The sequence below is a fragment of the Rouxiella chamberiensis genome (assembly GCF_026967475.1).
Classification (GTDB): Bacteria; Pseudomonadota; Gammaproteobacteria; order Enterobacterales; family Enterobacteriaceae; genus Rouxiella; species Rouxiella chamberiensis.
This window is the reverse complement of the sequence record NZ_CP114058.1, coordinates 644881-665176: the sequence shown is the minus strand read 5'-3', so window position 1 is coordinate 665176 and position 20296 is coordinate 644881. Positions and strand designations below refer to the sequence as shown.

Genomic DNA, 20296 nt, shown 5'->3' with positions numbered 1-20296 from the left:
TACCCATGTCTCGAAACAGGGAAATCGACCAATGATTATTTCAGCTTCCAGCGACTATCGCGCCTCCGCGCAGCGTATTCTGCCGCCCTTTCTTTTCCATTACATTGACGGCGGCTCCTATACGGAAACGACCTTGCGGCGTAACGTGGAGGATCTCTCGCAGATAGCCCTGCGCCAGCGCGTGCTGAAAAACATGTCCGAACTGAGCCTCGAAACCAGACTGTTCAACGAGACCCTGTCGATGCCGGTTGCGCTGGCACCGGTTGGCCTTTGCGGCATGTACGCCAGACGCGGTGAAGTGCAGGCCGCGCGTGCGGCAGCGAATAAAGGCATTCCGTTTACGCTGTCAACGGTTTCCGTTTGTCCGATTGAAGAAGTCGCGCCCGCCATTCAACGCCCGATGTGGTTTCAGCTTTATGTCTTGCGCGACCGCGGTTTTATGCGCAATGCGCTGGAGCGCGCCAAGGCGGCAGGATGTACCACGCTGGTCTTTACCGTCGATATGCCTACGCCGGGCGCGCGTTATCGTGATGCGCATTCGGGCATGAGTGGTCCCAATGCGGCGATGCGCCGGTATCTGCAATCCTTCACGCATCCTCAGTGGGCGTGGGATGTGGGCGTAAACGGTCGTCCGCATGACCTTGGTAATATTTCAACCTATCTGGGCAAACCGACCGGACTCGAGGACTACATTGGCTGGTTGGCCAACAATTTCGATCCCTCTATTTCCTGGAAAGATCTCGAGTGGATTAGAGAGTTCTGGGACGGACCAATGGTTATCAAAGGCATTCTGGATGAAGAAGATGCCCGTGATGCGGTGCGCTTTGGAGCAGACGGCATTGTGGTTTCCAATCACGGCGGACGCCAGCTCGACGGCGTACCCTCCACCGCCCGGGCATTACCGGCCATCGCCGATGCGGTCAAAGGCGATATCGCCATTTTGGCCGACAGCGGAATTCGCAACGGTCTCGACGTGGTGCGCATGATTGCGCTCGGCGCGGATACCGTACTGCTTGGCCGTGCCTTCCTCTTTGCTCTGGCGACGCACGGGCAGCGCGGCGTCGAAGATTTGCTGACCCTGATTGAGAAAGAGATGAAGGTGGCGATGACGCTGACAGGGGCCAAAAATATCGGCGAGATAACCCGGGAGCTGCTCGTGCGCGGCGGCCTCACTCCCTCGCCGGCTGAACACCCTGAATGCCCGATGGCGACAGGATCGGGCAACCCTTGAGTCATTCCCACGCTTTGAACATCTCACGTGCCATGTAACAATAGGCCACCCACTTTTTATATAATTAAAATGTTGTAAGTCATAAGAGTAAGTTACTTACCTGCGACCGTCACGGCACACGATAAAAGATGAAAATTCAGCACCTTCCCCTAGATCAAAACATTAATGGCTGGGCGGCGATAAGGGCGGAGGCCCCGCGCTACCCTGCCCTGCGCGGCAAGGTTACCGCCGATTGGCTGGTTGTCGGCGCAGGCTTTGCCGGGCTGGCATTTGCCCGTCGCATTGCCGAACTGCGCCCGCATGAACAGGTGGTCGTCATTGACGCCATTGGCATCGCCGACAACGCCTCTGCGCGAAACTCCGGCTTTGTGATTGATTTACCGCACACCGTGGGGAGTTCGTCCTCGGAACTGGCGCAGGCCAACACGTATCGTCGCCTGCTGCAATATGGCGTCAGCCACCTCAAAGACACTGTGGACAGTCACCAGATAGACTGCGACTGGCTCAATTCGGGTAAGTATCACTGTGCCGTCAGTCCGCAATTTGACGGCGAAATCGAGCATTATCAGCAGGAGCTGAAAACGCTGGGTGAAAGCTATCAGTTACTGGAAAAAGACGCGCTCAAACAGCGGCTTGGCACCGATTTTTATCGTCGTGCGGTGTATACGCCGAACTGCATTCTGGTTAATCCCGCCGCGCTTGTAGGCGGACTGGCGGCAACGATGCCGTCGAATGTCAGCATCTTTGCCCATTCGCCCGCGCTGCAAATTGACACTCGTCACGGCATCTATGCGCAAACGCCGCATGGGGAAATTCGTGCGGGCAAACTGATGCTTGCCATCAATGGTGCCAGCCGGGGTTTGCCGCTGTACAAAGGTGGCGTGTTTGCGATGTCGACTTTTGCCACTCTCACGGAACCCCTGACACTGCGCCAGCGCGAACTGCTGGGCAATATTGCGCCGTGGGGATTGACGCCGGTCAATGCACTGGCCGGTGCCACGCTGCGCTATACCCATGACCACCGCTTTCTTATCCGCGAACACGTCAACTTTGCCCCCGGATTGATAACCGATGCCGTCGAAACCGGCAGACAGGCGCGTCGTCATCAGGCCCTTTTTGCCCGTCTGTATCCACAGTTGGGCGATGTAAACATGGCTTATAGCTGGTCAGGGCTTATCAGCATTACCCGCAACGGCGCGCCGGTGTGGGGCACGCTGGCACCGAATGTCTACTCGGCGGCGGGCTGCAACGGTGCGGGCATCTCGAAGCAGAGCGCCTTTGGCCGCCTGCTGGCCGAACATGCATTGGGGGAAGACAATCCGCTGCTGGCCGATATGGCAACGCTCGGCCGTGCCAACTATCTGCCGCCGCGTCCGTTTCTTGATGCAGGTGTCAAAAGCTTCATGGCGAGGAACGCTGGCGCTCACGCAGCGAACTGTAAGGCCATAAAAAAACCGGTCGTGGATGGCGACCGGTTTCGGGAATGTGCGGGAAACAGAGCTAGACGCGGCGCTTGTCGACCTTGGCGACCAGTCGATCGCCGACCCATTGAATACCGCACACCATGATAATCAGAACGACAATGACCTCGACCATCACCGCCGTTTCAAAACGCTGGTAGCCGTAACGAATCGCAAGGTCGCCAAGGCCCCCGGCCCCAATCGCCCCCGCCATCGCCGAGGCTCCAATCAGCGCCACCAACGTGACGACAAAACCGGAAAGAATACCCGGCAGCGCCTCGGGAATAAGCACGTCCCAGACGATACGCAGTTTACTGGCGCCCATCGCCCTGACCGCATCAATCAATCCTCTATCGACATCGCGCAGCGACACTTCGGCCACGCGGGCAAAATACGGCGTAGCGGTAATCGACAGCGGTACCATCGCGGCCCAGGTGCCGAGCGACGTACCCACCAGAAAACGGGTCACCGGAATAAGCGCCACCAGCAAAATGATAAACGGCAGCGAACGAAAGCCGTTTATCACAAGCCCCAGCGAGCGGTTTACCCAATGATTTTCTGCAATACCGCCCGGCGCGGTCATCACCAGAATCAGGCCCAGCGGTAATCCGGCCACCAGTGAAAACAGGCCGGAGACTGCCGTCATCAACAGCGTCTCTTCTATCGCATTGATCAGTAAATCAAGCATGACTGGTGACATAACCCATCAACTCCACGTCGGCCTGGTGCTGCTGCAACCAGGTTAAAATAGTCTGTTCAGACTCGGCATTCGCTATCGGTACCGAGAAGAAGAAGCGCACCACGGCATAGTGCTGGATGTGATCGACACCGCCCTGAATCAGACGAAACCGACCGGCCAGCTCGGAGGCCATCAGCGTAAGAATTTCGCCTTGCCGACTTTGCCCGTCGCTATCCTGCGCGGCATAATGAACGCTGTAAATTGCGTCGCCGCGACGCTCCTTCGACAAAGATTCCGAAATCGATTCAGGGAGTTGCGGCAGCAGTCCGCTCAGCAAGGTGCGCGTCAGCGCCGACTGCGGATGCGCAAACACCTGCCATACCGGCCCCTGCTCGACGATTTCGCCGCCGTTTAACACCGCCACCCGATGCGCGACCTTTTTAATGACTTCCATCTCGTGGGTAATCAGCAGCACAGTGATGCCGAGTTGCTGATTAAGCGACTGCAACAGCGCCAGAATGGAGCGGGTCGTTTCGGGATCCAGCGCGGAAGTCGCCTCGTCACACAGTAGCAACGCCGGATTGGCCGCCAGCGCGCGGGCAATCCCGACGCGCTGTTTCTGCCCCCCGAAAGAGCCGCCGGATATTGCGCCGCCTTGTCCTCCAGCCCGACCAGCGCCAGCAGTTCGGTCACGCGCGCCTTGCGCTGCGCCTTGTCGTAACCGGCAATTTTCAGCGGCAGTGCCACATTCTGTTCAACGGTCTTGGCCGACAGCAGATTAAAATGCTGAAACACCATGCCAACGCGACTGCGTACCGACTGCAACTGTTTTTCGTTCAGGCCGGTAATGGCCTGACCTTCAATTTCGATAACGCCGTCGTCCGGGCGTTCAAGGCCGTTAAGACAGCGGATGAGTGTCGATTTCCCCGCGCCGCTGCGCCCGATGATGCCTACGATTTCACCGCGCTTGACGGTCAATGACACCTCCTTGAGCGCCTGCGTAGCGCCAAAGCGACGATTCACGCGATGAAGGCGCACCACGTCGCCCGGCTCTTCGGACGAGAAATCGCCGGCGGCGGGGCGTGTTGCACTGACCGCAGGCGACAGGGCTTTTTTATCCTGCGCCGAGTCGGCGGTGAAATGCGCCTCGGTCTCGGAAATGACTGTCATGCTTTTTCCTCTTACAACTCAGGTGATTACCAGGTGGTGACACCCGTGCCTTTATATACTTTATCGAATTCGGCTTTTACGGCGTCATTCTGATAGGCGCTGACCAATGTCTTGACCCACGTCGCGTTGACATTTTCTTTCTTCACGGCAATAAAGTTGGTGTAGGGATTATTCTTCGTCGGCTCCTGCGCGATGCGATCCGCCTGAGTCAGACCGCTCTTGAGCGCCCAGTCTGTGTTGACGACCGCGGCATCCAGGTCAGGTACCGACCGGCCGATGATGCCGGAATCCAGCTCCTTGATTTTGAGATGACGCGGATTGTCGGTAATGTCTGCGGTCGTCGCCGCAATGCCCGCACCCGGTTTGAGTTTCAGCAACCCTTCCTGCTCAAGCAGTACCAACGCACGCGCCTCATTGGACGGATCGTTCGGCACGCCGATAGTGGCTCCGTCCTTGAACGCTTTGGCCGATTTCACTTTTTTGGAATACAGCCCGATGGGCCAGACGGCGGTATCGCCTACGCGCACGATATCGTAGTGATTCACCTTAATCTGGTTGTTGAGGAAAGGCTGATGCTGGAAGGCGTTGGCGTCGACCTCGGTTCTCCTGAAGCGCCTCATTGGGCTGATTGTAATCATTGAAGATAACGGTTTTCACCGTCAGGCCTTTTGCGGCAGCCTGCTTGATGACCTCACGCCATACATCTTCATCTTCACCGCTCATAATGCCGACTTTGATCGAGGTTTTATCGGCGGCATGGGCCGCAGACAAGGGCGCAACGGCACCGGAAATGAGGGCGACCGACGCCGCAGCCAGCAGCACGGCGCGACTGCGTTTTTTAGGGGAAAGTGTCAACAGGGAGCGCATGGATAAATCCTCAAACATGATTAAGGTAGGCCGGTGATTTCGCTGCAAACTTGAGCGGCAATTTCGGCAGTATACCCATCCGCTTATGTCTTAATAATAATATTTAATCGGTGAATATATTATTATGGAATATCCAATCTATTCCCTTGGTTATGATGAAATTTATCCTTGTCATCCTGCAAAATCTCTGTTCACTGAAACAAATATTAACATTTCCTGACGCATTGAATGATAATGCTTTTCATTAGCGATAGATAATGATAATTATTATCCCCGAAATTTTAGCCCTTTCTTTACCTGTCGATACGCCTGACGCTGTTTTGGCTCAAAGGAGAAAAGTAAGGCAGGGAAGAGCTCTTACTATTTTATGGAGAAAATAATGTCATTACGTTTTGCACCGGCGAAAGCAGGCTTTACGTCAGCGTTGCTGCTGACCTCCCTCTTCTTCTCAACTTCTGTGCTGGCCGAAAGCCACGTCTCAATGGAGAGAAAAGCGGTGGGAAAAGGCGTGTACGAACTGGCATACAGCGCCTCGCAGAAAGCCTTGTTCGTGGCCTCTTCGGCAGGCCGTCAGGAAAAGAACGGCGTGCTGTATCGTCTGGATCCTGCAAGCCTTGCGGTGAATCAGGCCATCAAAACCAACCTGAAACCTTTCGGCGTGGCGTATAACCACAAGACCGACACTGTGTTTCTCGGCAATACCACCAGCAGCGCAGTGACATCGGTTGATGCCAAAACCAGTCAGGTCAAGAAAGAGCTGGTGCTCGATACCCGTCCACGTACCGAAAAAGAGCGCCCGCTGGCGCCGCGTGAGCTGGCCGTGGATGAAAACACCAACACCCTGTACGTTGCAGGTCTCGGCAAAGAGAGTGTCATCTGGGTTGTCGACGGTGCCAACCTGACCCTGACTCACACCATTGAAGGCGTGGGGAAAATGGCGACCGGCCTGGCTATCGATGCAAAAGCTTCACGTCTTTACATCACCAACGGTGACAACGAATTCATCACCATCGATACCCAAACCAACAAGGTGCTGTCGCGCGTTAAAATCGACAACGCAGGGGAGCATTTCTACCTGAACATGAGTCTGGATACCGCCAAACATCGCGCATTCGTGACCGACTCCAAGGCCGATAATCTGCTGGTGCTTGATACCCAGAACGGCAAGGTCCTGAAAACGATTGCCCTGCCAGCGTCCTTGGCCGTGCTGTTTAACCCGGCGCGCAATGAAGTGTATGTCACGCACCGCAATGCCGGTAAAGTCAGCATCATCGATGCCAACAGCTATAACGTGCTGGAAACGCTGGACATGCCGACTCATCCACAGAGCCTGGCCCTGTCCGATGACGGCCAGACCCTGTTTGTCAGCGTGAAGCAGGAATCGAGCCGCCAGAAAGAGGCGACCGATCCTGATGAGGTGGTCCGCGTTACCTTTAAATAAGTCTTGCCCCCTATTCTCGCCCATACCTAATGGGTTGGGCGAGAATATCTTCTGTGAGCCATTCTTTATCTCCTTTTAATCGGGGGAGAACGCATTACGCATGACAGACCCTGATGGGCAGGTGTTCTGACAATTAAAAATATAATAATGATTTCATTTTAAAAATAACCTTAATGACCATTGGATAGAGAAATGAATACCTCGAAAAAACATAAGAAAACGGCGCTCGCGCTGGTATTGATGGGTTTAATGGGCAGCACCAGTGCCGCCAGCGTTAATGAAGAGAAAGACAGGGAAAATGACAGCGAAGATACGCTGATTATTCGTGAAACCGCCGAGCAGGAATTAAAACAGCAGGCTGGCGTCTCTATCATTACCTCTGAAGATTTAAAACGTACGCCCCCGGTCAACGACTTGTCGGATATTATCCGTAAAATGCCCGGCGTTAATTTAACGGGAAATACCGCCTCCGGTAATCGGGGAAATAACCGTCAAATCGATATTCGCGGCATGGGGCCTGAAAACACGCTGATATTAATCGACGGGAATCCGGTCAGGTCGCGCGACAGCGTACGTTACAGCTGGCGCGGCGAGCGCGATACGCGCGGAGATACCAACTGGGTTCCCCCGAAATGGTCGAGCGCATCGAAGTTATTCGTGGCCCGGCGGCGGCGCATTATGGATCGGGGGCGGCAGGTGGCGTGGTGAATATCATTACTAAACGTCCGACCAATAAATGGGGCGGATCGCTGTCGTTATTCACCAATCAGCCGGAAAGCGACAAAGAGGGGGCAACCAAACGCGCCAACTTTAGTCTGAGCGGCCCACTGAGTGACGACGACAGCCTGACCATGCGGCTTTACGGCAACATCAATAAAACCGATGCCGACAGCTGGGACATCAACACCGTAGAAAATGGCTCGCAGGCGGCGGGTCGCGAAGGCGTGCGCAACCGTGATATCAACAGCGTTCTGTCGTGGAAAATGACCCCGAACCAGATTATCGATTTCGAGTTTGGTTACAGCCGTCAAGGCAACATTTATACGGGCGACACCCAGTACAGCAGCAGCAGTAATACCACCGAAAATCTGGCGCAGTCCGGCGCCGAAACCAACCGTCTTTATCGTCAGAACTATGGGCTTACCCACAACGGCATCTGGGACTGGGGCCAGTCCAAGCTGACATTTTCCTATGAAAAGACCAACAATACCCGTCTCGACGAAGGTATGGCGGGCAGCGGCGAAGGCCGTATTACCGATGCGCAGACCTACTCCACCAGCCGGTTGCAAAACTATCGCGGCAATGGCGAGCTGTATATTCCGTTCGAATTCTACACCGACAATACGTTGACCGTCGGCACGGAATGGACGCGCGAAGAGCTCGACGATCCGGCCTCGATGGGCTTTACCTCGTCTTCCGATACCACCGTTGGCGGCGTGTCGGCCAACGGCGCAGGCCGCAGCAGTAAAAATAGCGCAAGCCTCGGCGCACTTTATCTCGAAGACAATATGGATTTCGCCGGTGGCGCAACCAAGCTTATCCCCGGGCTCCGTTTCGACCACCACAGCCAGTTTGGCAATAACTTCAGCCCGAGTCTGAACATTCAGCAGGACCTCGGCGACAAGTTCAAACTGAAAGCCGGGATTGCGCGGGTGTTCAAGGCCCCCAACCTGTATCAGTCCAGCGGCGGTTATCTGATGCAGACGCGCGGCAACGGCTGTCCGAACACCATTGCTACCGGCAGTTGTTATCTGCTCGGCAACGACGACCTGGATGCGGAAGTCAGCATCAATAAAGAAGTCGGCATTCAGTTTACCGATAACGGCTACAACGCGGGCCTGACCTATTTCCGCAACGATTACAGAAACAAGATTGTCGCGGGCGACGAGCTGATTTCAAAAACGGCGTCGGGTGCCAATGTGCTGCAATGGGAAAACGGCGGCAAGGCACTGCTTGACGGACTTGAAGCCAACCTGCAGATCCCGGTCGTCGAGGATGTCCTGACCTGGAACACCAATGCGACCTACATGTTCCGCTCCAAACAGAAATCCACCGGCAATCCGCTGTCGATTATTCCGAAATACACCATCAATACTGCGCTCGACTGGCAGGTTAACGACAAGCTGGCGCTGAATGCCAATCTCACGACCTATGGCCGTCAGAAGCCGCGCACCAAGGCCGAGAGTCGTACCGAAGTCAGTAGCGGGCTGTCGGATACAGAAGTGGGCGGCTATTCCGTAGTCGGGATTGGCGGTAACTACAACGTCACCAAAAATCTGCGCGTCAATGCCGGTATCAGCAATTTGCTCGACAAGAATCTGTATCGCGCCAACGACGGCGCATCGACCTACAACGAACCAGGGCGCGCCTATTATGCAGGTGTAACAACCTCGTTCTAATGACATCACGTTAGAAAGCAGCGTTTCTGTAACGCTGCCTTTTGCAGCATCATGCTCTATGGCTTAGGCCCGCGCTGGAAAGATTCAGGCGGGCTTTTCTTATTCTGCCGTCAATTAGCCCACCGGAACGGACGGTAGCGGCTATATTTTTAGCATCACGTTTTACTGAATACTTCTTTTTCCAACCTCGGGAGTTGCCATGACACGTTTGACAGCCAAAGATTTCCCTCCGGAATTGCTTGAACTCTATGACTATTACGCCCACGGTAAAATTTCAAAGCGCGAGTTTTTGTCGATGGCGGCGCGTTACACAATCGGCGGCATGGCCGGTATGGCGCTGCTAAGTTATATGAGCCCGAACTATGCGCTGGCGCAGCAGGTCGAATTTACCGATCCCGCAATCGTGCCTGAATATATTCATTATGAATCCCCGCAGGGCAATGGCGAAGTCAGAGCCTATATGGTGAAACCGGCCAATGCCTCGGCCAAAACCCCTGCCGTCGTGGTGGTGCATGAGAATCGCGGATTAAATCCTTATATAGAAGATGTGGCACGGCGCGTGGCGAAAGCCGGTTTTATTGCGCTGGCCCCGGACGGATTGAGCTCTGTCGGCGGTTATCCGGGCAATGATGAAAAGGGCAAAGCCTTGCAGGCGCAGGTTGACCCGACCAAATTGATGAATGATTTCTTCGCGGGAATCGATTTCATGATGCACCACCAGCAAACCACGGGCAAAGTCGGGATCACCGGTTTTTGCTACGGCGGCGGGGTGGCAAATGCAGCGGCGGTGGCGTTTCCGGAATTGGCGGCGGCGGTGCCTTTCTATGGCCGACAACCCAAGGCAGAAGATGTGCCGCGTATCAACGCGCCGCTGCTCCTGCACTATGCCGAGCTGGACAAGGGAATTACCGAAGGATGGCCTGCCTATGAGGCGGCATTGAAAGCGGCGGGCAAAACCTACAAGGGTTATGTCTATAAAGGCGCGAACCACGGTTTCCACAATGATTCAACGCCGCGTTACGACAAGGCCGATGCCGACCTGGCCTGGGATCGCACCATAAAATGGTTCAGGCAATATCTGGTGTAAACCTTTCTGAATACACCCGCGGCTCCAAGCCTCTCTTCGTGTCTTGCTCTCTGGCGAGACACGTCCTCTGCCCTGTCGCTCGTGCTAGTTGTTGGCCAAATCCATTTTCTTGTCGGCGGAGTTTAGGGTTATCTGCGCGCCCTGCTCTTTCTGAAGGCGACGGGCTTCGAGATAGACCGATTTCCAGTAAGGATTGTTGAGCGAAGAGCGCATGACGCCTTTACTGACGGAAGCATGCAGGAATTGCTGGTTGGTGTCGTAGAAACCAACGTGCAGATTATTTTTGATGCGGAAGAAGACCAGATCGCCAGGCTGTAAATGTCCGGCCTGAACCGGTTTGCCCATGGTAATCAACTGGGTAGTGGTCACGCGATCCATAGGAATATTGAATCTGTCTTTCAGCGGTTCGCCAGACAAATCCCGAGCAGTCCACGCCCGTTAATTTTGTACCACCCCAGTGATAAGGCGTGCCCTGCCAGGAATACATTTGATCATGAAGTGCGGCGACGACGGAAATCAGGTCAGGATTGGGATTTGACGTGTCGCTGGTGTCCGCAGACTCATTGCTCATATCGGTGTTATGGGCAGATTTCGACGAGCATCCCGCCAGAATCAGCATTGATACGAGCAATAAACTTTTAAGAGAATATCTTGGCTTCATTAAGTAACCAGGCAAGTAAAATCAGAAAGGTAGGGTTTTATAACCTATATACTAATTGTGCTGAATAGGCCAGGAATCATCTTACTTAAAATTACCTTAATTTACAGGACTTGACATAAAGAAATTCCCAATTTTTGCTCTACTTGAAGATAATGATTATAAATTATAAGTTTACGTTTAGGATGATGCCTATTTTCGGTATAACAATAATCTGTCGTAGACCCGTAAAAACGGAATTTTCGTCAAGAAGTCGAAAGTAAACTTAAAACACAATACCTATGGGGTTTTTATGAAAAATACATTGCTTACGCGTTCCCGGCTTATTCAGGCCCTTACGCTGTCTACCCTTCCCCTTTTATTAGGTGCCACTATGTCTTATGCAGAAGAAAGCCGCCCATTGGCCCCGCAGGCACAGGATCTCCCTGCCCAGACACTGCTGGTGGGTTCCTGGACCGGCCAGACCACCGGCGAGCTGGTCCAGAAAGCCATCTATCCGAGCCAGGGAATATACCGTGTGCGCTTGAACAGCGATGGCACCCTGCTCCCGCTGGATGTTCTGAAAATATCCAGCCCGTCATGGATTGTCTTTAGCCATGACCATAAATTTGCCTATACCACCAACGAGAACGAAAAAGGTGCCGTGACCGCACTGAAGGTCGCACCGGATGGCAAACTTGCGACTTTGAATGAAGTCGACAGCCAGGGGCAGCACCCAACCCACGCCACGCTGACCGCCGATGGCAAATATCTGCTGGCCGCCAATTACTCCGTGGGGCCGAATCAGGCAGGCTTTACCGTATTCCCTATTCAGGGCGATGGCGCATTGGGAAAATCGGTGCAGCATGTTCCTCTGACTCAGGGGTCGCACGCCGTGGCTGATAGACAAGCCAGCGGCCATGCGCATTCGGTCAATATCAGCCCCGACGGCAAGTTGCTGTTCGTTGCCGATCTGGGTGCCGATGTCGTACACGCCTACCGCTACGACAGTGCATCGAAAGCGCCCTTCAGCCCCGCGCCGCAGTTTGACCTGCACTTCAAGCCGGGTGAAGGCCCTCGCCATATGACATTCTCGGCGGACGGCAAATTCGCCTACGTCAGCACCGAAATGTCGGCGCAGGTGCATGTGTTCAGCATCGAAAAGGATAAGTTCAGCGAGATTCAAACCGTAGAGCTGACAGAAAGCCAGGATCCGAACGACAAGGGAGGCGCAGGCATTCTCTTCAGCCCGGACGGCAAATTCCTCTATGTGGGCAATCGCCGCAAGGTGAACGAAATTGTGGTGTTCAAAGCCGATGCCGAAAGCGGAAAACTGAGCATGGGCAACCGATTCTCTGCGGGTGGCATTGAACCGCGCGCCTTTGCGTTCGACAAGACAGGCCAGTATTTGCTGGTCGCCAACGTATTTTCCAACAATGTGGTAGAACTACGTCGCGACGCACAGACAGGCGCACTGACGCCGACTGGCGTAACCGTACAAATTGGTACTCCGACGGACATCAAATTCCTGCCGTAACGGCCTGCCAGTGAGCCGCGCCCCTCGATTTTACGAAACCGAGGGGCGTAACCGCTTTGCAAGCCGCTGTATTGCCTGGAAAATGCATACGAAAGCATGTCGCCACAGCTTATTAACGCAGGCTAAAATATTCGGTGCATGTCAAAGGCAGAGTCAAGAGAGAAGAGTAATGCAGGAAGGCAAGTTAACACGATAATCACGGGATAGGGAAAGATAGATGACGCCTATTTTCCTTATATAATGCTTAAACCGCTCATATCATGTCTTTCTGGGGGGATCGGCTTTTGCCACCGGCAACAGCATTGAAATCTCGTAAATCCCCTGCTCCTTGTCCTGTATTCTGAACCGTTCTATCTCGGATTCATTTCTCTTTTTCAAGTCCATTGCCAGCAATGTTTCCCGATACGTCTTGCTAAGGCAGTTATTATACTGGCGCAAGGTAAACTGACCGTTGATGTTCAGATAGGTCCCTGCCGGTATAATTTTAGTGCTGACTTCCTTTTTTACAAAATCACCTTTTAACGTAATCGTCATATTCAGAAACGAGTCGTTTTCCCTTGGCGCGACATAGGGACTAAAAATGCTACTCAAAATAATAACATTTTCATGAGTCTGATCTTTTACGTTAAGCAGGTGATAAAGCTGTTCGCGATTGAGCAGGCTATCCCCATTCAAAAGCTCATTGACATCGATTTTCAGCTCGAAATCATCGCCGAAAATGATTTGTTCATTGAGCTCGATAACTTCAAGCACATAAACGCCGCAATCGTTGGCTCTCTTGAACGGATGCATGATAGTCGACATCGACAGTTCATTTTGCAGGCGATATTCCGTTGGCGGCATGCCAAAACGTTGCTTAAAACTTTTATTAAAGGTCTGCAAGGAGTCGAACGAATATTTCTCGGCGACTTCCTTGACGCTTAACTTGGTCCCCAGCAGGATGAGTGCCGAGTTGGCCAGACGACGATTGCGAATATATTCGCCTATCGTGAAACCTGTCTGCTTTTTAAAAAAGCGCTGCAAGTGCCAGCTTGAATATCCAGCAATTTGCGAGAGAATATCGATTGAAAGTTTCTCCTCCAAATGCAATTCAATATAGCTTACCAAGTCATCAATGACTCTGTCATGAAAAGTCGCTTCGGCGGTTTTCTTTTCCCTTTCCTTCGTCATTTGCACCCTCTTTATATGGTGATATCCTGTTAATATGTCGCACATGAATGGCGTAATATTTCGAAGCATTTTCTTTGCTACGGTTATTACATGACTATCCTTGAATTCATCGAAGAGCCTGGTGTTACAGATTGCCCTTATACATGATGAACAATTAATCCAACAGTGCCTATTCTCATGACATCAAAAAGCGGTTAATCAAATTTGATAATAAATGCGCCACTTGAATACTGGTAATTCTCAACATCAATTTTACAAATACATTCGCAAGCTTAATGATATACAGAATGTATTAATCCAACACGCATGACTTCTCCACCACGCATGCCATAAAAGTGTGGTGAAACAATAGTTTCGATGCTCACCTTACAACCCTATACTCCTGATAATGCTTAACTTAACGGGCTTGCAACGGGTATAGCTTATTATATACAAAATAATTTATCTTTCTGTACAAAATTCACTCAAAAGTAGTTTTAGAATGCTTAACCTCCTTCACCCCAATCTATTTAAACAGCGCATCCGATAGGTTTAGGGTAATTTTAGAATAGAAAAATTTAATCCTTAAAGCCACACCCTGAGCGGTTACCTTCTCCATTTTGTTAATAACTGTCTTTTATACCTGACAGACAATAACATCGTCTGTAAATCCTTTGTCGTTTTGCTTTAATATAAATATAGCAAAGCTTAGGCAATTAACAAATTCAAGCGCCGTATTTGACCCCTATTAATTAGATAGAGACATCCTATTGAACCTGATAAAAACAGGATAACTCAAGGAGTTACCTAATAAAGCATTAACCTTCCATGCGGGTAATAAACAATAAGCACTCATTAAAGATAATTCTTATTAATAGTCTAGTGCGCCCGGAATGTATAAATAGCGCTTATCGTGAGCGGCACTCATGCCTAATAGTTAAACACTCTTAATGAAAAAGAAAATAATTCAAGACGTTAGCCCTTTAAGAATTGTCGGAAAAAGGCGCCTCCCCTTTTCGTCCTTCGCTCGCCAGCCATCATAAGCGTGATCGGCCTCTTATTTTCTGACATAAAAAAAGCCTGCATCAGCAGGCTCCGTTTTCATGAAAGCAATGGGGTGAAGCATGTTAGCGATTATACGCTCTGCCACTCGCTCTCAACATCGGCTTTGGATTTCGAAAGGATAACTTTATTGTCATCAATGTCTTTTACCCAGGCAACAGGAATCAAATGATGCTTGCCGCCCGCTTCCGGATCGCTCTTGGCCAGCTTGATTTTATCTTCTCCATCAAGATGATCCACTATACCGACGTGGTTCGCCGTTAACATCGACAACCTGAGCGTGATCCAGAATTTTGCTTGTATCGACCATACATCCTCCTTTGTTTAAGTTATTTAAGGCTAGTCGATAAAGGCACTTTTTTCCAACCGGGCCGTTTTGTGCGCCCCGGCTAAAAAGGATAATTAAGCTTTAGCACTATTTGTGCATAAGTGGCCTATTAGTATATATATCACCTATCGAATAAATAGACCTGAGTGTTCAGTTAACCCTTTTAAAAACCTTTATTTTCGTCTTCTTACATTATATTTCCAGATTATGGCTCATTATCGGAGCCTTCTTAATTAATAACATTGTACAGGACCAATGAGCCTGTTATATTCACCCCCACATCATGAGATTAGGTTAAAAAATAACCACACGCTTGATATAATTATAAAAAAATACTCTCATGTATTCTCAATGTTAAAAGATTCGTTATAGGCAAAATAGACACATGGCTAGGCAATAAATTTCAGGAAATAAGATGAATCTCGATAATAATACCAAGAAAACGGCATGTCCCTTTTGCGCCAGCGAACTCACTAAAGAGCGGGCGCGATGTAATCAGTGCGGCGCAGAAAGAGTCGTCAACTATATCAATCCCGAAGAGAGAAGATTAATTCTCATTTTGCGAATGGCACTGGGCGTCGTGTCCGTATTGGTTTTCTGGCTCACGCTGGCGCTTATCGGCAATCCTGCCGTGTCGCTGGTGGGCCTGCTGGCGGCAATAATCCTGTCATGGCTGGCCCCGATGCTTTACTTCAAACGTAAAAAACGGGGCAATGTGGCCTGGGTTAAAAAACCGATGATCTGGTAATGCCGTGCCTTAACGTTTACGGGTAACGGACTTTAGCCCTTTATGTAATTCCTGCATCCTTTTCATCGAGCGCATCGTGCGCTGTGATGCCATCGAGGCCACAGAAAAGACCAGCATCTCGAGGCAGACCAGCACGGTGCCATGAAGCGGCACCCGACCATTTTCACCGCCACGGGGAACATGGATAACCACGTCGGCCTCTTTGGCAAAGAATGAATCCACTGCGTTGGTCAACAAGATAACGGGAATACCTAATCTTTTGGCCTCTCGCAACGTGGTTGTTCCCTCGCGGTGCGCAGATTTCTGCGCCATCATGATTAATACATCGCCACGTTTGAGTGCGAGCAGTTGTTCCGCCAGACCAATCCCCACGCGATTCAGGGCCAGTGCTGGCAAGCCTATGCGATTAAACAAGCGCACCGTGTAATCTGCCAGTATCCCCGAGGCATTAATGCCGAAAATCGCGACATTACGCGCTTCGTTCAGCAAAGAGACGGCCTGTGCGACGGCCACTCGATTAGCCTCGCCAGAAAGCGCATCACAGACTTGCCGATGTCCGTTCAAGACAAAATCAACGCTCGACTGCGTACCTTGCGTCAGTTCGCCGACGGTGGTGTTCATCTTGTCGGTCGAGGTCATGACCGGCTCGAACCAGCGCGTCAGGGTGGTTTTCAAGTCACGTAATCCCGTAAACCCCAACGCCTGAATTGCACGAATCACCGTGGCATCGGACGTATTGACCGCCGCGGCGATTTCAAGCGCGGTGTTTTCCAAAACCGCCTCTCTATTTTCATCAATGTAGCGTAATACTGACTGTAATCGTGGCGAAAGTTGCTGCCCACGCATCCGCAATCGCTCGGTAAATACGTCGGCACGCCTGGAAGATGTTGATGAATTCACTGAATTTTACTCTCTATTGAAACGGGATGCCGCGCGGCGAAAGAAGATATTAACGTCATTTCATGTAGTGAATAATCAATATTACTACAACATTTACTACTACATAACCCCATGATTGAATGATAATCAATTGCAATTAAGCGGCTTATTTTCTCGTTTATCATTTTTATCAGGGTTAGTTATTCATAATGAAAACAAATGGCTTGGGATTCAGGAAAAATCGTTGTGCCCGTAGCGTAGTCGCCGTGCTTTATAGCGGCATTTTTCTTTCGCCGACCGCGGGCCACGCCGCCGAAGACAGTAATACGCTTACCATCACCGCCTCCCATTCCGATGACGATGCCTACTCGAGCGCAACGACGTCGGTCGCCAGCAAAACACCGACCTCGCGCCTGAACGAGGCACAGTCAGTCAGCGTCGTCACTCGAAAGCAGCTCGACGACTATCAGATATCCAGCCTCAGCGATGCGATGCGTTTTGTCAGCGGTGCGGCGGAAACCAACACGCTTGGCGGCACCGAAGACGGAATTGTGCGCCGAGGTTTTGGCACCAACTCCGACGGCTCGATTTTTCGCGACGGGATCCGCAGCAGTCAGGGATTGAACCTCGACGCCACGGCGGAACGTGTGGATGTGCTCAAAGGCTCCGCCTCGCTGCTCTACGGCATTCTCAATCCGGGCGGGATGATCAATATCGTCAGCAAGAAGCCTCAGTATCAATGGCACACCCTTGTGGGCGGGCACTACAACAGCACGGGCGGCGGCGCGGGAAGCATCGACGTCACCGGTCCTCTGGGCAACGGTTTTGCGTTTCGCATGATTGCCGAAAAACAGGATCAAAACTACTGGCGAGGCTTCGGCAATCAGAAACACAATCTGCTGGCCCCTTCCCTGCAATGGTATGGCGAAAAGGCCAGCTTTTATGTGGGCTATGAAAGCTACCAGTACGATATCCCCTACGATCGCGGCACGGCTTTCATCAACGGAAAACCGGTTTCGATAGGCTATAAAACGCGTCTGGATGACTACACCAATCACGCCTGGGGACGCAATCAGACCGTTAATTCTCACTGGGATTATCAGCTGAACGATGTCTGGAGTACGCGCCTGACCTACGGCATGAACCAGCGCCAATACGATAACAATGAAGTGCGCGTGACCGCCATCAACGCAACCACCGGCGCGGTAACCCGCCGTGCGGATGCGAACCGGGGCTTTAATCACAAGACGCAATATGCCTCCTGGGATGTGACCGGCACGCCCGACATTCTGGGCATGACACATAGTCTGGTCGCGGGCGTCGACTATGAAATGATCCAGACGTATCGCGCCCACGCCTATACCGGAAAAACCAACAGCGTCTTCACGCTGGATAATCCGGTCTACGGCATGACGCCGGTCACCGACAGCTCAACGGAGAAAACGGCCACCAGCAATCTGCTTAATCGCATTTATAGTCGCTCTCTTTACGCAAAAGATAGCATTGCGCTGAACGATCGCTGGACCGTCGTGGGCGGCGCACGTTACCAGCATTATCGTCAGCGTGAATCAGAAGGGTTCACGACGCCCACCGAGACTTATGCGGACGAAGGCAATAAGTTCCTGCCGCAGACCGGCTTGATCTACAAGCTTACGCCGGACGTGTCACTTTACGGCAGCCTGAGCAAATCCTTTACCCCTTCGACAACCGTCGACGATGACGGCAATGTGGGTCAGCCAGAACAGGGCACAACCTATGAAGTGGGCGGAAAATGGCAAATGACCCCCGCCGTGTTTGCCTCTGTGGCCCTGTACCGTATAGATGAAAGAAATATTTCGCTGTCGCTGAACGGGTCGACCTATGAGGTCAACAAGGCCCGCTCGACGGGTGCGGAATTTGAAATCAACGGGGAGATTTACCCTGACTGGGCACTGAGCGCCAATTACAGTTATGACGAGGCAAAAATCACCGATGACCAGAACAACGCCGAGAATAACGGCCATCGTCTGCAAAACGCGCCTCGCCACTCGGGCGCGGTGTATCTGACTCATACGCTCGACTGGCATCGTCTGCCGGGCAGTTTCCGCCTTGGCGGCGGCGCGCGCTACATGGGCTCGAGGGCGGGCGATCCGGACAACAGTTTCAGCCTGCCGGATTACGTTGTCGCAGACAGCTTTATCAGCTGGGACAACACGCTATGGGGTGAAAAGACGCATCTTCAGTTGAATATCAATAATCTGTTCAACAAGCACTATTACACCTCGAGCGGCGGCAATCTGCGCGTTGAGGAAGGACAGACCCGCAACGCCGTCTTGAGTGCCAGCATCGCCTTTTAACACCGAGGGAGAGGTCAAGGCCTCTCCTCTCTCTTTTGCGGAGCGCATTACCCTCTGATTCGCGAGAATTATCGGCCAGCCTCACAAAACGGGAAGATATCCCGCCCTCGCCATTGCGCCTAAGTCCACATCACCTATATGTTAATTTATATTTCCGATATGTAAACAAGGGTAAATATAAATGTTAAATAAATTCAAAATTTCTTTGATTACGTTGACCGTGGCTTTTTCAGTCTCTGCATGGGCAGATTTTCCCAAGGGTTACCCGACCGATTATCAGAAAACGGTCGATGGCGCGAAAAAAGAAGGCAAGGTGGTTATCTATTCAACCACGGATACCAAAGCGGCAGGCCCGCTGATTCAGGGCTTCGAAGCCACCTATCCGGGCGTTAAGGTTGAATATAACGACATGAACAGCACCGAGCTGTACAACCGTTATATCAGCGAGCAGGCGGCGGGCGGCACAAGCGGTGACGTCGTCTGGAGCTCGTCGATGGACACCGGCCTGAAACTGGCCACCGAATACGCCGAAGAGTATGCTTCGCCCGAACAGAGCCAACTGCCAAAGTGGGCGGTCTGGAAGAACAAGGCTTACGGCACCACGTATGAACCCGTGGTCTTTATCTATAACAAACGGCTGATCCCGGCCGGTGACGTGCCTGATTCCCACGCTGCGCTTGCAAAACTCATCGCCAGTCAAACCGATAAATTCAAGCGCAAAGTCACCACCTACGATATCGAAAAATCCGGGCTGGGCTTTATGTTGTCCGTACAGGATTTCAAGGCCGATCCTGACTACTTCAAACGGCTGGCCGATATCGCCAAAGGTGGCCTGACCGTGCAATCCTCCACCGGCACCATGATGGAACGTGTCTCTTCCGGCGAAAACCTGATTGGTTTCAATATCCTCGGGTCCTACGCCGAAGCGCGCGCCAAGACAGACCCGACACTTGGGATTTCCTATCCAAAAGATTACACGCTGGTACTGTCGCGCGTGAGTTTCATCAGTAAAGACACGGCCAACAGCAATGCCGCCAAACTGTGGCTCGACTACGTGCTGTCTGAAAAAGGCCAGAGCATCCTCGCCAATCAGGCCGATATTCCATCCATTCGTAACGATATCGAAGGCAAGAACGACATCGATGGCATGACCAAAATGCTCGGTAACGCGCTCAAGCCTATCCCTGTCGATGAAACCCTGCTTGAGTATCTGCAACAGAAAAAACGTCTGGACTACATCAAACAGTGGCGCGAAGCCTCGGCGAAATAGTCCACGGTTATCTCCC

At 52.0% G+C, this 20296-nt stretch carries 12 protein-coding genes and 5 pseudogenes; 9 read left to right on the top strand and 8 right to left on the bottom strand.

Going from position 1 to position 20296, the window contains the following annotated elements:
* Positions 1-31 precede the first annotated feature (31 nt).
* Positions 32-1231 (top strand): FMN-dependent L-lactate dehydrogenase LldD, encoded by a 1200-nt coding sequence (lldD, locus tag O1V66_RS03190; RefSeq protein ID WP_269128077.1) that lies wholly within the window; start codon positions 32-34, stop codon positions 1229-1231.
* A gap of 128 nt (positions 1232-1359) precedes the next feature.
* A pseudogene (locus O1V66_RS03185) lies at positions 1360-2672 on the top strand (NAD(P)/FAD-dependent oxidoreductase).
* Between the two features lie 59 nt (positions 2673-2731).
* On the opposite strand, the gene O1V66_RS03180 reads toward O1V66_RS03185, so the two are convergent.
* The 4 genes and pseudogenes from O1V66_RS03180 to O1V66_RS03165 form a co-directional block, all read right to left on the bottom strand.
* Entirely contained in the window at positions 2732-3391 is a 660-nt protein-coding gene (locus O1V66_RS03180) for a methionine ABC transporter permease (RefSeq protein ID WP_045047200.1), read from the bottom strand.
* Positions 3372-4411: pseudogene (locus O1V66_RS03175) on the bottom strand (methionine ABC transporter ATP-binding protein). The gene O1V66_RS03180 and the pseudogene O1V66_RS03175 overlap by 20 nt, the downstream one beginning before the upstream one ends.
* A 155-nt stretch (positions 4412-4566) precedes the next feature.
* A complete protein-coding gene (locus O1V66_RS03170; protein ID WP_330873457.1) occupies positions 4567-5160 on the bottom strand; it encodes a MetQ/NlpA family ABC transporter substrate-binding protein in 594 nt (197 codons plus the stop codon).
* Positions 5087-5407, bottom strand: coding sequence for a MetQ/NlpA family ABC transporter substrate-binding protein (locus O1V66_RS03165; RefSeq protein ID WP_269128075.1), 321 nt, complete (start codon positions 5405-5407; stop codon positions 5087-5089). The genes O1V66_RS03170 and O1V66_RS03165 overlap by 74 nt, the downstream gene beginning before the upstream one ends.
* Positions 5408-5786: 379 nt before the next feature.
* On the opposite strand from O1V66_RS03165, the gene yncE reads away from it, so the two are divergent.
* From yncE to yghX, 3 genes and pseudogenes are all read left to right on the top strand, one after another.
* Complete coding sequence (gene yncE / locus O1V66_RS03160; protein ID WP_045047202.1) at positions 5787-6848, top strand: 7-bladed beta-propeller protein YncE; 1062 nt, start codon at positions 5787-5789, stop codon at positions 6846-6848.
* Positions 6849-7040: 192 nt separating this feature from the next.
* Positions 7041-9247: pseudogene (locus O1V66_RS03155) on the top strand (TonB-dependent siderophore receptor).
* A gap of 199 nt (positions 9248-9446) precedes the next feature.
* Positions 9447-10334, top strand: coding sequence for a YghX family hydrolase (gene yghX, locus O1V66_RS03150; RefSeq protein WP_045047203.1), 888 nt, complete (start codon positions 9447-9449; stop codon positions 10332-10334).
* Between the two features lie 84 nt (positions 10335-10418).
* On the opposite strand, the pseudogene O1V66_RS03145 reads toward yghX, so the two are convergent.
* A pseudogene (locus tag O1V66_RS03145) lies at positions 10419-10995 on the bottom strand (C40 family peptidase).
* 370 nt (positions 10996-11365) lie between these two features.
* Here O1V66_RS03145 and O1V66_RS03140 point away from each other — a divergent pair.
* Positions 11366-12508, top strand: a complete 1143-nt coding sequence (locus O1V66_RS03140) for a lactonase family protein (protein ID WP_045047205.1) — start codon at positions 11366-11368, stop codon at positions 12506-12508.
* 258 nt (positions 12509-12766) lie between these two features.
* Here the strand turns inward: O1V66_RS03140 and O1V66_RS03135 are convergent, their stop codons facing one another.
* Complete coding sequence (locus O1V66_RS03135) at positions 12767-13678, bottom strand: helix-turn-helix domain-containing protein (protein ID WP_052673389.1); 912 nt, start codon at positions 13676-13678, stop codon at positions 12767-12769.
* Between the two features lie 1113 nt (positions 13679-14791).
* Positions 14792-15029: pseudogene (locus tag O1V66_RS03130) on the bottom strand (DUF2171 domain-containing protein).
* A gap of 433 nt (positions 15030-15462) precedes the next feature.
* Between O1V66_RS03130 and O1V66_RS03125 the strand changes: the two are divergent.
* Positions 15463-15795: a hypothetical protein gene (locus O1V66_RS03125; protein ID WP_045047207.1), complete on the top strand. Its 333-nt coding sequence runs from the start codon at positions 15463-15465 to the stop codon at positions 15793-15795.
* A 9-nt stretch (positions 15796-15804) separates the two neighbouring features.
* Here O1V66_RS03125 and O1V66_RS03120 read toward each other — a convergent pair whose 3' ends face one another.
* Positions 15805-16641 carry a MurR/RpiR family transcriptional regulator gene (locus O1V66_RS03120; RefSeq protein ID WP_045047208.1) on the bottom strand — a complete coding sequence of 279 codons (837 nt, stop codon included), beginning with the start codon at positions 16639-16641 and terminating at the stop codon, positions 15805-15807.
* Between the two features lie 242 nt (positions 16642-16883).
* On the opposite strand from O1V66_RS03120, the gene O1V66_RS03115 reads away from it, so the two are divergent.
* Positions 16884-19010 (top strand): TonB-dependent siderophore receptor, encoded by a 2127-nt coding sequence (locus tag O1V66_RS03115; RefSeq protein WP_045047209.1) that lies wholly within the window; start codon positions 16884-16886, stop codon positions 19008-19010.
* A 181-nt stretch (positions 19011-19191) separates the two neighbouring features.
* Complete coding sequence (locus O1V66_RS03110; RefSeq protein WP_045047210.1) at positions 19192-20280, top strand: ABC transporter substrate-binding protein; 1089 nt, start codon at positions 19192-19194, stop codon at positions 20278-20280.
* Positions 20281-20296 lie beyond the last annotated feature (16 nt).